This window comes from Streptomyces sp. NPDC021019 (assembly GCF_044333295.1).
In the GTDB taxonomy this organism is placed as follows: Bacteria; Actinomycetota; Actinomycetes; order Streptomycetales; family Streptomycetaceae; genus Streptomyces.
In genome coordinates, this window is record NZ_JBIRQR010000001.1 from 440,341 (window position 1) to 453,904 (window position 13,564).

Here is a 13,564-nt window from a genome sequence, read left to right on the forward strand (position 1 = left end):
GCTGCCCCCCACCTTCGACCGCCACTGTAACGGCCACCGTCCGCGACCGAACCGAAGGAGCCGCCGGGTGGTGCGGGCCGGGCCGTCGCGGGGTGGGGCTGATGCTCAGGGGCCCGCACCCGCCAGTAGAGTTCGATGCTTGTTCGATTCGATGCGAGGTAGGGGGGCGGATGATGGGCACACAACTGAGAGACACCGCAGAGGAGTTGGCGGCGGTGTTGTGGCGGGAGCACACCGTGTACCGGGAGCGGTCCGGGGGGATGGTCATCCGGGGGGAACACGTACGGCGGTGGATCAGCCTTGCTCCGGCAGGCGGCCGGGACGAGATTCTCGTACGCGCGGGCCGCATCCTGGACGGCGGCACCACCGCTCCGGCGCGTTCGGAGGCCGTGGTGTCCCTCTCCGCCGGTACGGGCGTGCTCGCCGCGACCTGCCGGCGCCTGCTGGCCGAAGCGGCGGCCGACGCGGCGCGGCCCGCTCCGGACCGGGCGGAGACGGGGCGGACCCGGCGGTCGCGGCGGCCCCGCAGGTCCGTGCGGCGGAACGGCAGGGGAAGGCACACCGGATTCAGCTCATGGGTGATCCTCGTGTGCGTCGCCGGCGTGATCGCGCTGTTCGCGTACACGTCCGCGATGCACGGGTGACGTAAAGCGGGGCGTCGGCAAGGAGCTACCAGGACCGGGGCCGCACCGGTGAATGTCAGTACCCACTGGCAGGATCCCGTGCCATGACCGCACCGATCAGTGAGTCGTGGACGCGCATCGAGAACTGGCTGGCCGAGCACGCGCCGACGACCTACGGGGCACTGGCGCCGCCCGCCGATCCGGCGGATATCGCCGCGACCGAACGGGACATCGGCCACCCGCTCCCGAGGCCCCTGGTGACGTCATTGCTGCGGCACGACGGCCTCCGCGACCAGGGAGGGGAACTGCTGCCCGGGTTCTACAGGCCGATCGGCGCACGCCGGATCGCGGACGAGTGGCGGCGCCTCACCGTGTACTACGACAGGCGCACTGCGGAGGAGATCGGGGCCGACGAGGGGGACTTCGACTTCATGGGCAGGGGGTTCAGCAGCGTTCTCTACGGACATCCTCGGTTGATCCCCATCGCACGGGACGTGGGCGGGGGCTACCTCGTGCTGGACCAGCGCCCGGAGACCGACCGCGGGCGTGTCCATCAAGCCGAGGCCGTGGAGGGCGTCACGCGTGGATCCCATGAGGTGTGGGCGTCCCTGCCCGTGCTCATGGAGACCGTAGCCGCGTCGCTGGAGACCGGCCGGCCCGTCGAACACTTCAGGCCCGAGGTGGACGAGCAACAGCGGCTGCGGTGGAACGTCATACCGCTGCCCGACGACCGGGCCGTGGGGGACCGGGCTGTGCGTCAGCCCTGACGAGGGCACCCGCCGCCGGCCGACGCCGTCAGTGAGCGGCGCGTGTCAGCGCGTGGCGTTTCGCTCCGCCGACCACACGGCGGACCGGTGAACAACGGGACCGTCGACACAGAGCGCCCCCGCCGCCCAGGCGGCCCAGAGCAGTTCCTGGCACCCGAAGAAGGGTTCCCCCCGGCTGTCCACCCAGAGGTGGAGGCGGTCCGGCCCGACCTGTGTGGCGTCCCACCACTCCCAGCCCCGGGAGCTCTCGTCGGGAGCGAAACGGTGCAGCCAGTCGTGGAGCTCCCACGGCCGGCCGCCCCCGGTGTGCGTCACGTACCCGTCGCGGCCGGTCCGTGCGAACTGCGGGGCGGCCCGCTCCCCGCTCCCGGGACTCACAGCGGTGAACCAATCCGGTACACCGTCGGCCGGGAGATCCTCCTGCTCGAAATCCGCGGTGCGGCCCAGCCGCACCGCGGCGGAGAGCACCGACCGCAGGCGCCGTCCGTACGCCGCCGCGCCCCCGGAGACGTCAACGGCGAAGAGGGCGAGAACGGGCGGCGCGAGGGCGGCACTCGGACGGTCCCGCAGGCGCTGGAGCTCGGCGGCCAGGCTGTCGGTGGTGTGCGTCATAGGAGGAAGTACACCCTCCCCGGGCTACTCGGCTACTTGGCCAGTCGGCAACTCGTCGACCCGGCTACGGGCGGCAGCGGCCCGGAAAGACGGCCCGGACCCGTGCGGTGACGCGGGCGAGGGCGATGCGGGCGGTGTGGCGGCGTCGGGACCGCATCCGAGCCGCAGGGGCCCTCGGTCAGGCCGCAGGGTCAGGCCCTCGACCAGGGGCCGGAACCGAGGGCGGAGTCCTGTGCCCGCACCAGCCCGTCGCCGACAGAGGTGCGGTAGTAGAGCACGGACCGCCCCGCACGGCGTCGGCCGACCAGCCCGGCGTCCAGGAGCACCTTGAAGTGGCGGCCCACCGAACCCAGACCCTGGCCCGTCACCGCCACCAGGTGCGTCGTGCTCATCGGGCTGTCCAGGAGCATCAGAACGCTCGCCCGACCGGCACCGAGCAGCCTGGCCAGCGCCTCCGGAACGGCGGCTCGCTCCTGCTCCGCCAGCGTGCCCGAGCAGGGGTACACCACGGCGTTGCGGTGGACCGCGCCGCCGGCGTCCGGACGGTCCGTGGAGATCCACCCCCTGCGCGCCGTGACCGGTACGAACAGCAGCGGCGCGCCCATCAGTTGCCGGGGTGGGAAGGCGCGGGCGTTGATCTGCAGCCGGTTGCCGCCCAGCCATCGCATCTCCGGATGCATGCCGTCCAGAGCCGCTGCCCAGCCCTGTTGGCTCAACTGGCTGGTACGCGCGACCCCATCGGCCTCGATGACGCGCCGCCGTCGCGACCAGTCGGGCGCCACGGTCTCCCGCCACACCCACTCCAGCAGGTCGGCGATGCGCTCCGGCAGATCGGCGCGCAGCAACGGGCCCGGCAGCGGCCCCCGGTGAGCGATCTCCAGGTCGGTGCGTGCGGTGTCGGCCGGCGTCTCACGGATCCGCGCCAACGCGTCAGGGAACTCCGCACCGTCCTGCGCCTCCCCCTCCCGGGACGGCACCGGTGTCACGAAGTCGGCGATCCACCGGTACCTGCCCAGGGCGACGCGTACCAGCAGGGCGGTGACCGGATCGGCGGTCAGCCGTTCACGGTAGGCGGGCCCGTGCCGGTCCAGCCAGCGGCGCTCGGCGGTGTGCGCGGGGGATTCCCTCTCCAGGGCATCAGGCTCGCGATCGTCTCGCAGAGGGGCGACACGACGAAACGGCTGCTCGCGACCGTATCCGCGTTGACTTCCCAGCAGCCCAAGGGTTTCGCCTCCCCGCGAAACATTACCTCCGTGCCGGAACGCGTGCCGACACTCCGGCCATGCGCACCTACCAGGAGCTTTTCAGGACTCCGGAGTTCTCTCCGCTGCTCTCGGCGACCGCCGCGCACATGGCGGCACAGACGATCAGCAGAATGGCCATCGGGACGCTCGTCCACGACGCGACGGGCTCACCGTTCCTCACCGCCCTCAGCATGTTCGGCCCGTTGCTTGCGCAGATCATCGGTGCGACCTTCCTGCTGTCGGCGACGGACCGTCTGCCGCCGCGCGCCGCGACCACCGGCCTGGCGCTCTTCTTCGCGGCGGTCACCACCGTCCTCGCCCTGCCCGGTCTGTCCGTCGCGACGATCTTCGCGATCCTGGCGGTGCAGGGCATGCTCGGCTCGGTCGGCGGCGGGGTGCGCTACGGACTGCTCGCCGAGATCGTCCCCGCGGAGGGCTACCTGCTCGGCCGTTCGGTGCTCAACATGTGCGCGGGAACGCTGCAGATCTTCGGGTACGCCGTCGGCGCCGTGCTCGTCAACGTCCTGACTCCCCGCGGGGCCCTGCTGACCGGCGCCGCCCTCTTCGTCGTGGCCGCGTCCGTCGCTCGCACCTGTCTCGCGAGCCGGCCGCCGCGCGCACAGGGGCGTCCGTCCGTGCGGGAGACCTGGCGGAGCAACGCGCGCCTGTGGGCATCGAAGCCACGGCGCCGCGTCTACCTGGCGCTGTGGGTGCCCAACGGTCTCGTCGTCGGCTGTGAGTCGCTCTTCGTCTCCCACGCCCCACGCCACGCGGGGCTCCTGTTCGCCTCCGCCGCGGTGGGCATGCTGGCGGGAGACGCGTTGGCGGGCCGCTTCCTGCCCCCGCGGTGGCGCGACGGACTCGGCGCGCCACCCCTGCTGTTGCTGCTCGCCACCCCCTACCTGATCTTCGCCCTGCACCCGGCGCTGCCCGTGGCCCTCGCCGCCGTGACCCTGGCCTCGGTCGGCTTCTCCGCCAACCTGCTGCTCCAGGAACGCCTGATGACCATGGTCCCGGGCGAGCTGAGGGGGCACGCCTTCGGACTGCACCACTCAGGGATGTTCACCATGCAGGGCGTCGCGGCGGCGGTCGCCGGCGGCATCGCGCAGCTCACGTCGCCGGCGACCGCCATGACCGTGATGGCAGCCGCCTCCGCAGCGGTCACCCTCGCCCTCACGCCCGGCCTCCGGCGCCCCGGGCCGCCGGCCGGAGCTGTGCCGGCCGGGGACGTGCCCTCCGAAGCCGTACCGACCGGGGCCGACGCCGGCCGCGGAACGCGGGGTCCGGCCATGGAATAGGGGACGCCTCATGCGCGGCAGCGGACAGCGGACAGCGGGCGTCGACGGAATGCGGGCGGCGCGGAGCGGCGGAGCACGGGGCCGACACGCCCTTCACATGCTCCTCCGGGCCCGGGCCCGGGGCCGACGGGAACGGCCGCGTGGTGGTGGCAGCGGGCCGGCAGACAGGTTCTGACCCTGATCACTTCGCCTCCGGCAGCAGTCCGATCACGGCGTTCCTCAGCTCCTCGCCCGACAGGTCGTCGGGCCCCTTGCGTCGCGGGTCGATGGAATGGTCCTCCAACAGCGAGAAGACATGGTCGAGGAGGGCCTCCAACGGACCGCGGACCCGTTCGCCCCACCGTTGCGAACGCCGCCTCGCGTCCAGCCATCCGACGGCGAAATCCGCAGCCGTGCACCGTTCTGCTGCGAAGTCGTCCATGAGCGCCAACTGTTGGGCCGTGGCGGTACCCGCAGGAACGTCCCCTGGTCCCTTCCAGGCGAAGTGGGCGGGGCGGAACGCCCGAGCCGTCGAAACCAGATCGGGCCATTGCCGCGCCGCGACACGGGCGTAGCGGGCGAATCGGGCCCGGCCTTGGTCCACTCCTTCCGGAGCGGCCCCCGCGAGGAACGCCGCCGTACCGGCGACCAGTGCGAAGCCGGGCCGGGAGAAGAGGACCGCACCCTCCAGGCCCGCGGCGATGAGCAGAAGGGGCGGAGACAGCGTGAGGAGGCAGGGGTCGGTCGGCGGTAGACGGTCTGCCGGAGCAGTCGCCCCGGCGTCGGGACGCATGAGCAGCACGGCGTCGACGCCCGCTGTTCGGCACCCCCCGGCGACACGCCGGGCGAGGGAGGCGCCGGTGTGGCTGCCTGCCGGCACCGGGACGATCCTCTTGTCCCCCGCCGAGAGCCAGTGTTCGCTGTAGCGCCACTGCCCGTCGAGGGCGAGCGGGTCGGTCACGACCATGCCGAGCAGTCCCCCACGGAGATCTCCGCGACAGCCGCGTCCCTGACATTCTCCAGGGCCGGGATGTAGGGGCGAACGTCCGGGAGCGGAGTGCAGAAGGTGACGTTGGAGGTGAGGAGACCTCTGCCGGCGCCGGAATCGGCGTCTCCGGCATCCGCATCCGCATCCGCTTCCGCACCCGCATCTTCGTCGATATCGACGAAGGAGAGGAAGATGTACGCCCTCACTTCGGCATCACCGAACTCCTCCTGTGCCTTCCGAAGGCAGGCACACACGTAGGCCAGGCACCTCCGGACGAGAAGGGGCGTGCGTTCGTGCGGAGCGGCCGGGAGGTCGTAGTCGGTCATCCCCCTCCCGTTGCTCGTAGTCTCCTCCGCGAGCCGGTCGAAGTAGGGGCCGGGCGTCTCCGGACGGAGGGCGGTCAGCACGCGCCCACCGGAGGCCGTGACGGACCACCCGCGTTCCACCACTTCACGGAACACAGGCGGGATATCCCGATCGCTCAGGTCGGTGAGACCTGTCGTCCGCAGGATTTCCCGCATCAGGGGATTACTACGCATGCGCCCCCCTCGCCGATCGTGACGATACGGATGTGAGCTTGCAGATATGAGGCTTGCGGGAGTGCCCCACGGTCGCAGAGCGTCAGGGGTTCCGTCCATGGCCGGCCCGCAGCCGTCAGGAAGTCGGGCGGCGACCCACTCGCACGCGGGGCCATCGGTATCGACGTCGGGGGGAGGAGTCCTGCCTCGATGGGCTCGTACGCGGCCGGGATCTCGTCCAGAACGCCGGCGCCTTCCGGTGCTGCCGGGCGGCGGGCAGGTCGTGAGTCGAGCCGGGCAGAGCCGGCGAGGCTCGGAGCAGCCGCCCGAAGGGATCGGCGAGGACCAGGCCCTGGACGTTCATGGCGTGGCATTCATGTTTCCCGGAGTAGTACGGGGCATCGGCGGCGTCGCCTCGTCCAGGGGCGGGGCGGGGCGGGTGCGGCCGGAGCCTCGACGGCTTCACGTCTGGAGCGGTACACGGTTGCGATCCCGATGCCGTACCCGGTGGCGAGCTGGGCGTAGGTGTCACCGCACCGCAGGTGGGCCAGGGCGGGCAGGCCTGGCGTCCGGCAGGAAGGCGCCGCCACCGCGTTCCGGTCTCGTGTCGCCGGGCTGCCGGTTGTTCGGTCAGGAACCGCAGAGGGCGGCTGGACAGGTCGGTCGAGGATGGGCAGACAAGCACGCGAAGCTCTTGGCAGACGCGGACGGTCTTGGCCGAGAACCCGTCTACCAGGAACTTCGTCGTTCCGCGCCATGGTGCCACGCGGGGTCAGGACGGCCGGCTCGAAAAGGGCTCAGTTCCTTCGGCCGCGGTGTCGATGGCGTGCCCGTGCAGCGGGAGCCTTTGAGGGGCTCACCTGCTGCCTCGGTGGCGGTCAGACGGTCGCGGACGACGGAGACACCTTGTCCAGCATCCTGCGGGTGGCGGTCCCGCGCTGGGCGGCGCGCAGGACCGCGTAACCCAGGAGACCACCGATGGTGTTGGCGATCAGGTCGTTGACGTCGACGGCGCGACCCATGGCGAAGGCGATGTACTGGAGCAGTTGGACTGCCTCGATGCCCAGGCTGATGAGCGCGCAGGCCAGGAGGGTGCGGCTGCGGTCGAGTCGGGGGAGGAGCAGCGGCAGCAGGAAGCCGAGCGGCATGAACATGATCACGTTGGGGGCCATGGTGATGTCGGCCAGGAGCAACGGGATCGGCTGAATCTGCCCGATCCATTCTGCCTGGTTCCGATAGTCCCCGCCGTAGATCCACAGAGGGAAGAAGGTGAGGGAGGCGACGGCTGCGGCGTAGAGCGCGGTGACGCCGCGCAGCACCAGCGAGCCGCCTTGCCAGTCGGGGAAGCCGCGTCGGTGGCGTACCAAGGCCACGAGGGCGAAGACGGCGAGCGCGGGCCCCAGGATCGCGGCGGTGGGAATGTGGATCTGGAAGTTCATGGGTGCTCCTGAGGTTCACGTACCGATCGTCCTGAGCGATCGTCGTCCGTTGAGATGCCAGGGCGGATCTACCGAAGGAAGGAGCCCGCGCGGAGCACTACGACTTTTGGCAGAGGGGCTCCCGACCCCGGATACGTACGCTGCCCGTATGGCTTCCCCGCATCTCGGCAGACGCTCCTCCCGGGTGCGTCGTGTCCTGTTCCGCCTCGGCGTCGTTCTCGTCGGGGCGGCCTTGGTGTCGGCGCTCGCCGCCGACTACCGCACCGGTGTCTACCGGTCCGTCCTCGTACCCCAGGCCCTCCTCTCGGCAGCCGCACCCGTTCTTGCCCTCGCGGTAGGGGCGGTGCGCCGGTGGCGAAGCGATCCGCGGCTCGTGGCGGGGGCCGGCACACTGGCGGGGGCCTTGTCCCTCACGTGCAGTGCGTGGATGCGTGTCGCCGCCGGGTCGCCGGAGGCGTCGGCACGGCACGCCGACGCCTACACCCTGTTCGAGATCACAGCACTCCTCGTGGTGCTGGTCCTCACCGTCCGGTACGGTGCCGCGCTGCCGGCCGTGGCGGCGTCCCTCCTGTTGTGCCTGGCCGTGGTTCTGCGTCCGGTAGCGGTGGAGGCCACGGAGAACAGCCTTGTCCTGGCGCTGCTCTGTACGTTCGCCGTCTGTGCGGGGTCGACCGGGGCGCTCGTGTCCCGGCTGGCAGCCGCTGACCGGCGGCGTCACGCTGAGCAGGTGCGCTTGGAGCAGCGGCTCACCTTCGCCCGGGACCTGCACGACTTCGTCGCGCACCATGTGACGGGCATCGTGGTGCAGGCCCAGGGCGCCCAGGTGGTCGCGGCGTCCGATCCGCAGGTGACGGTTTCGGCGCTGGGCCAGATCGAAGGGGCGGCCTCGGAGGCACTCCGGGCGCTGCGGCACATGGTGAGTGGGCTCCGGACGGAGGCCCCGCTCGTACCGGCGGGCGAAGCGGAACATCTGCGAGCTCTGGTGGCGACCTTCGCGCTGCGTGGCGGCGGGCCTGCCCGGCTCGAGGAGGAGGGCCCCGTCGACAGTCTGCCGACAGCGCCCATGGCGGCTGTGCACCGGGTCACCATGGAGTCCCTGACGAATGTGCGTAAGCACGCGCCGGACTCCCGGCAGGTCTCCGTGGTGCTCCGAGCGCTCCCCCGATCCGTGGAGATCGACATCACCAACGATCTGCCCGGGGCGGGGGCACCGACGACGGTGGGGTACGGTCTCGTCGGACTTGGGGAACGCGTCACCGCCGAGGGCGGCTTCTTTCAGGCGGGTCCCGACGGCAGTGGACGCTGGCGCGTACACGCCCGCATCCCCTTGGAGAGCGCGTGGAGGGACGGCCCGTGATCCGGGTGCTGCTCGCCGACGACCAGGAGATCGTCCGCACCGGTATGTCCATGATTCTTTCCGCCGAGGACGACATCCATGTCGTCGCCCAGGCCCAGGACGGCCTCCACGCCCTGGAGATGGCCGAACTGCACCGGCCGGACGTCGTTCTGATGGACATCCGGATGCCCCGCCTGGACGGGCTGGACGCCCTGCGCCACCTCACCCGGCCCCATGCCGTGCACCGGCCCCAGGTCGTGATGGTGACGACCTTCGACGACGAGGACTACCTGGCGCGCGCGGTGGCTGCGGGGGCCAGCGGATTCATCCTCAAGGACTCCGGCCCGCGTCTGCTGGCCGAGGCGGTCCGTGCGGCTGCGGTCGGCGACTCGCTGGTCAGCCCCTCGATCACCGTGCGGCTCCTCAAGCAGCTCCGACCGGCGCCCCGCGGCCCGGAGCCGGCCACCAAGCTCTCGCCGCGAGAGAAGGAGGTAGTCGTGCTGCTGGCCGAGGGCATGACCAACGCCGAGATAGCGGCCGCCCTGTCCATCACCGTGGGAACGGTCAAAACACACCTCACCCATGTGCAGTCCAAGCTCGGAGCGAGAAACCGCGTGGAGACCGCGGCCTGGGCCTGGCGCAGCGGTCTGATAGGACGCGGAGCCTGAAGCGTCGGCGCCTCGCGCGGAGGCCGGGTGCGTGCGGGGAAGGGAAGGACCCCGGTTCCCAGACCCGCTGTCGTCCGCTCCGCTGAGCACGGATGAGGCACGAGGGCAGTAGCGCGGCGGACCCTGCCAAGGGGTGTGCTCGGGGTGGGTCGGCGGGTCAGAGAGGGATGACGCGGATCTGGTTTCCGCAGAGTTTGGTCATGTCGTCGGTGTCGGAGGTAGGGAGAGCGACGGGCTTCGGTTGGCGTAGGGCGACCTCTGCGACCGTGGCGTCGATGGCGTACGTGTGCCCGTGCAGCCCAGCACCTTTGAGCAGCTCCGCTGCCGCCTTCGCCGCCTGTTCGGTGACCGGCTCCACCATGACACGGGACAGAGCCCAGTTGAGGCGAGGCAGGTTGGTGCGGGAGTGGCTGACTTCCGCGATGGTGTTGGCCCCGACCACCAGGTCGGCTCCCATGTCGTGGAAGACCTGAAGCATCGCGAGGAGCTTGCGGTCCTGCGCGATCCAGGCGGAGACCGCGACTACCTGCTCCGGGTGTGACCGGAGGGGCGGTCGCTCTCCGGCTGTCCACAGCGGGGTGAGACTCAGGGCCGATGCCGATGGAGGGGAAGCGAAAGGCCCCGGTCATTGACCTGGACCTTAGTCGTGGCGCGGGTGACGAGACTCGAACTCGTGCTCTGAGCTTCGGAATCAGCGGTTCTTGAACCGTTGAGGGGCTCTGACCTGCACTTTCACGCTGGACGAGGTGTATGACGACGGTCTGGGGGAGCCGTATCTGACCGCTGTCGTCCGCTCTGCAGGGACGGATGGGGGCACGAGGGTCGGCGGCGCGACGGGTCCTGCCCAGGGTGAGCCCAGCTGCTCAGGTACGTCCATTCCCATGTCCCATGCGGACGCCGGTCACCCCTACGCCTTGATGCTCTGGTTCACGTGGAACAGGTTGCTGGGGTCGTAAGCCCTCTTGACCTCTACGAGGCGTTCGTAGTTGCCCCGGTAGTTGGCCCTGATCCGGTCCTGGTCGTCCTCGGCCATGAAGTTGATGTACCCGCCTTCCTCCGAGTGCGGAGCGGTGGCCTGGTAGTAGTCACGCACCCAGGCGGTGTTGGCCTCGTTGTCGGCAGGGTCCGGCCACATTCCGGCGATGACGGTGGCGAACGTGGCATCCCGGTAGGCGAAGGCCGTGTCCTGCGGTGCCACGCGGTGGCAGGCACCGTTGATCGGGTAGATGTGCACCGTCGAATTCATGGCGGGTAGCCGAGGCCCGTGGTCGAGGTGTGCTGTGATCGCCGCATCACTCAGCTCCGTCACGAAGTTGGCCTTCCAGTAATGCTGCAGACCAGGCGGCACCAGCGCGTCGAACGCACTGTTGAGCGCGGAGTACGGCATCGGCCCTACGTGCTCGGCAACCACCGGTGCGATATCGCGGTACCGCTGGACGGCGCGCTCTCCCTCATCCATGGAACCGGCCCAGCACGCGACGATCAGAATGAAAGTGTCGCCGTGCCGGTTCTCAGGTATGAACGGCAGAGGTGGGGCGATCTGGAAGGCGGGGAAGCCGCCGAGTTCCTCCGGGGCGTCAGCGATGAGTTCGCGGAAGGAACGCAGAACCGTGCCGGCATCTTCCAACTCGTACAGGATGGGCCCGCCATAGACGTCCTTGACCGGACTGAGCCGGAACTCGAGCGATGTCACCGCGCCGAAGTTGCCGCCGCCGCCGCGGATGGCCCAGAAGAGGTCGTCGTGTTCTTGCTCGCTCGCGACGAGCAGCTTGCCCTCCGCCGTCACCACATCGGCCGAGATCAGGTTGTCGCAGCTCAGACCCAGGCTGCGGGTGAGGTATCCGATGCCGCCACCGAGGGTGAGTCCCGCGACGCCGGTGGTGGAGACGATCCCGCCCGTGGTCGCCAGACCGAACGCGTGCGTCGCCGCGTCGAAGTCGCCCCAGGTCGCTCCGCCGTCCACACGCGCGGTTCGTCGCTCGGGATCCACGCGGACGCCTCGCATGCCGGACAGATCGGCCACCACGCCGTCGTCGCAGGTCCCGAAGCCGGGCACACTGTGCCCACCGCCGCGCACCGCCAAGTCCAGCTCGTTGCCCCCTGCGAAATCGACCACGGCCATGACATCGCCCGCATTGGCACACTGCACGACGGCGGCCGGTCGCCTGTCGATCATGGCGTTGTAGACCTTGCGGGCCTCGTCGTAGCCATCGCTGTCAGGAGTGACTACCGGCCCCCGTACGCGTTCCCGCAACCGTTCGATCGATGAGTTTCTCACCAACCTCACTCCTTGCGCGTCGTTGCCGCGAGCTCCCGAGATACCCACCCCTCAGCCCTGGTCGGCCCATGCTCCCCCGGCCACTCTCCGACCCGGCTGCGCCTGGCCTGGTTCCCTTCCACGCTACGCCCATGAGTCGGATGCTCAACTCGACAGCCTCGGGAACATCCACGCGGCACCAACGGAAAGAACCAGGTCGGCGGGCGACTCGGAGGGTATCGCCGCCAGGCACCCCCGGCGGTCGGTCTTGTATGTCGAGGATCAGAGGTCAGCGAGCGATCCGCCCTCCTGCGGCACCCGTGGCCGGAGTCGAGCGTGATCGCTGGGGGCCCGCGGCTGTGTACTCGCCCAGAGGGACGAGGCTGGAACGGTGCCGCAGAGCCGCCGGGCGCGGTGCACGGGATCCGGCGGACAGCCGTGCGCAACGGGCCCGGTTGACATCCGCCTTGGTGCAACGCCGATCGCGCGGATTGCCAGGCCATGGTCGGAGTCGGACTATAAGGGGGCCTTGAGCCCGAATCCCGAACACACGTTATGCGGCTTGTGCCAGCGTAGTTGGTGTGCGGTGGAGGGCGTTCTCGAAGGCGATCGGTGATCGTTGTCCGAGGCAGGAACGTCGGCGTCGGGTGGTGTAGCGGTGGAGCCATCGGAAGGCGTCGCGTCGGGCCTCGCGCTCGGGTGGCCAGCTTCTTCGTTGTTGCAGGGTCCCGCGTTTGAAGGTCGCGTCGAAGGACTCGGCGAGTGCGTTGTCCGCGCTGGACCCGACCGCGCGCATGCTCCGGCGTATCCCTGCCGACTTGCAGGCTTCGGCGAAGGATCTGCTCGTGTACTGGGCTCCGTGGTCGGTGTGCATGATCGATCCGGCGAGGCTGCCGCGGGTGCGGATCGCTGCGGCCAGGTACTTCGTGTTCGGAGCCGTGGCGGTGAAGTCGCGGCCGATCAGGCCCGGTGACCTGGCCGCCGCTGGGTCAGCGACGGTGGTGCGGTGCCGGCGGGGCAACCGGACCCCTTCGATGCCGAACGCCCGCATGATCCTGGCGACGCGCTTGTGGTTGAGTGCCTCTCCGCTCGTATCGCGGAGCTCGGCGGTGATTCGTGAGGCGCCGTAGGTGCCGTCCGATTCCTGGTGCACGGCCTGTATCAGGGCGGCCAGGCGGGCGTCGGCTGCCTGTCGGGCGGCCCGGTCCGTGGCTGTCCGGCGCCAGTAGTAGAAGCTCGAGCGGCTGATGCCGAGGATGCTGCACAGCCGCTTCCCGCCGTAGCGGCGGTGGAGGTCGGCGACGAACTGGAAGCGGTTCACCAGCGCGTCTCCCCGGCGAAATACTTCGCCGCATTGCGGAGGATCTCGCGTTCCTCCTCCAGCTCACGGACCTTCTTCCGCAGAGCCGCGTTCTCCGCCTCCCGCGGGGTCGGCGGCTGGACAGGATCTTGCGACCGACGTCCGCGGGGGCGACTTGCTCCAGCTGCCCTCACTCAGTTCCGTAAGGTCTCCGGATGGATCCCCAGATCGGAGGCGACCGACCTCATCTTCGCCTCCGGCCGCGACTGGTACAGAGCGACCGCGTCCGCCGTAAACTGCGTCGGGTAGTTCTTCATGACCAGGGGACGTCCGTTCTCAGATTCTCAGGATTCAGTGTGTCGTGTGTTCAACATCAGAGGTCAAGGCCCCACAAAGAAGCCCCGGCCGCTGGCTTGGGGCCTTTTCATGGAGCGGGTGACGAGAATCGAACTCGCGCTCTGCGCTTGGGAATCAACGGTGCTTGGGTTGCAGAGGAGGCTCTGAGCTGCGCTTTTACGTCGGTCGGCGGAGATGG

11 protein-coding genes and 3 pseudogenes are annotated in these 13,564 nt (G+C 70.0%); 5 read left to right on the forward strand and 9 right to left on the reverse strand.

The window, feature by feature from the left end:
• Positions 1-173: 173 nt before the first annotated feature.
• A complete protein-coding gene (locus ACH4RG_RS01995) occupies positions 174-644 on the forward strand; it encodes a hypothetical protein (RefSeq protein WP_397930865.1) in 471 nt (156 codons plus the stop codon).
• An 83-nt stretch (positions 645-727) separates the two neighbouring features.
• Positions 728-1,390 carry an SMI1/KNR4 family protein gene (locus ACH4RG_RS02000; RefSeq protein WP_398161979.1) on the forward strand — a complete coding sequence of 221 codons (663 nt, stop codon included), beginning with the start codon at positions 728-730 and terminating at the stop codon, positions 1,388-1,390.
• 45 nt (positions 1,391-1,435) lie between these two features.
• Here ACH4RG_RS02000 and ACH4RG_RS02005 read toward each other — a convergent pair whose 3' ends face one another.
• Together ACH4RG_RS02005 and ACH4RG_RS02010 are read right to left on the reverse strand one after the other, a co-directional pair.
• Positions 1,436-2,002, reverse strand: coding sequence for a hypothetical protein (locus ACH4RG_RS02005; protein WP_397930592.1), 567 nt, complete (start codon positions 2,000-2,002; stop codon positions 1,436-1,438).
• A 191-nt stretch (positions 2,003-2,193) separates the two neighbouring features.
• Positions 2,194-3,224: pseudogene (locus ACH4RG_RS02010) on the reverse strand (ArsR/SmtB family transcription factor).
• Positions 3,225-3,284: 60 nt separating this feature from the next.
• Here ACH4RG_RS02010 and ACH4RG_RS02015 point away from each other — a divergent pair.
• A complete protein-coding gene (locus ACH4RG_RS02015) occupies positions 3,285-4,544 on the forward strand; it encodes an MFS transporter (protein ID WP_398538963.1) in 1,260 nt (419 codons plus the stop codon).
• 181 nt (positions 4,545-4,725) lie between these two features.
• On the opposite strand, the gene ACH4RG_RS02020 is transcribed toward ACH4RG_RS02015, so the two are convergent.
• The 4 genes and pseudogenes from ACH4RG_RS02020 to ACH4RG_RS02035 all read right to left on the reverse strand — a co-directional run bounded on the left by ACH4RG_RS02020 (position 4,726) and on the right by ACH4RG_RS02035 (position 7,468).
• A complete protein-coding gene (locus ACH4RG_RS02020; RefSeq protein ID WP_397930590.1) occupies positions 4,726-5,490 on the reverse strand; it encodes a hypothetical protein in 765 nt (254 codons plus the stop codon).
• The gene (locus ACH4RG_RS02025) at positions 5,481-6,032 is read right to left on the reverse strand and encodes a hypothetical protein (RefSeq protein WP_398538964.1); all 552 of its coding nucleotides are present in this window, start codon (positions 6,030-6,032) and stop codon (positions 5,481-5,483) included. Before ACH4RG_RS02025 ends, ACH4RG_RS02020 begins: the two co-directional genes overlap by 10 nt.
• A 256-nt stretch (positions 6,033-6,288) precedes the next feature.
• Positions 6,289-6,714: pseudogene (locus ACH4RG_RS02030) on the reverse strand (transposase family protein); the annotation flags it as partial.
• 193 nt (positions 6,715-6,907) lie between these two features.
• Complete coding sequence (locus ACH4RG_RS02035) at positions 6,908-7,468, reverse strand: VanZ family protein (protein WP_397918484.1); 561 nt, start codon at positions 7,466-7,468, stop codon at positions 6,908-6,910.
• Positions 7,469-7,616: 148 nt separating this feature from the next.
• Here ACH4RG_RS02035 and ACH4RG_RS02040 point away from each other — a divergent pair, with 148 nt between their 5' ends.
• Both ACH4RG_RS02040 and ACH4RG_RS02045 read left to right on the forward strand, forming a co-directional pair.
• Positions 7,617-8,825 (forward strand): sensor histidine kinase, encoded by a 1,209-nt coding sequence (locus ACH4RG_RS02040; protein WP_398538965.1) that lies wholly within the window; start codon positions 7,617-7,619, stop codon positions 8,823-8,825.
• A complete protein-coding gene (locus tag ACH4RG_RS02045) occupies positions 8,807-9,472 on the forward strand; it encodes a response regulator (RefSeq protein WP_397918482.1) in 666 nt (221 codons plus the stop codon). The genes ACH4RG_RS02040 and ACH4RG_RS02045 overlap by 19 nt, the downstream gene beginning before the upstream one ends.
• 157 nt (positions 9,473-9,629) lie before the next feature.
• Here ACH4RG_RS02045 and ACH4RG_RS02050 read toward each other — a convergent pair whose 3' ends face one another.
• The 3 genes and pseudogenes from ACH4RG_RS02050 to ACH4RG_RS02060 form a co-directional block, all read right to left on the reverse strand.
• Entirely contained in the window at positions 9,630-10,046 is a 417-nt protein-coding gene (locus ACH4RG_RS02050; protein WP_398539380.1) for a DNA-binding protein, read from the reverse strand.
• Positions 10,047-10,379: 333 nt separating this feature from the next.
• Complete coding sequence (locus tag ACH4RG_RS02055) at positions 10,380-11,759, reverse strand: FAD-binding oxidoreductase (protein ID WP_398539381.1); 1,380 nt, start codon at positions 11,757-11,759, stop codon at positions 10,380-10,382.
• 523 nt (positions 11,760-12,282) lie between these two features.
• Positions 12,283-13,352: pseudogene (locus ACH4RG_RS02060) on the reverse strand (IS3 family transposase).
• Positions 13,353-13,564: the final 212 nt, after the last annotated feature.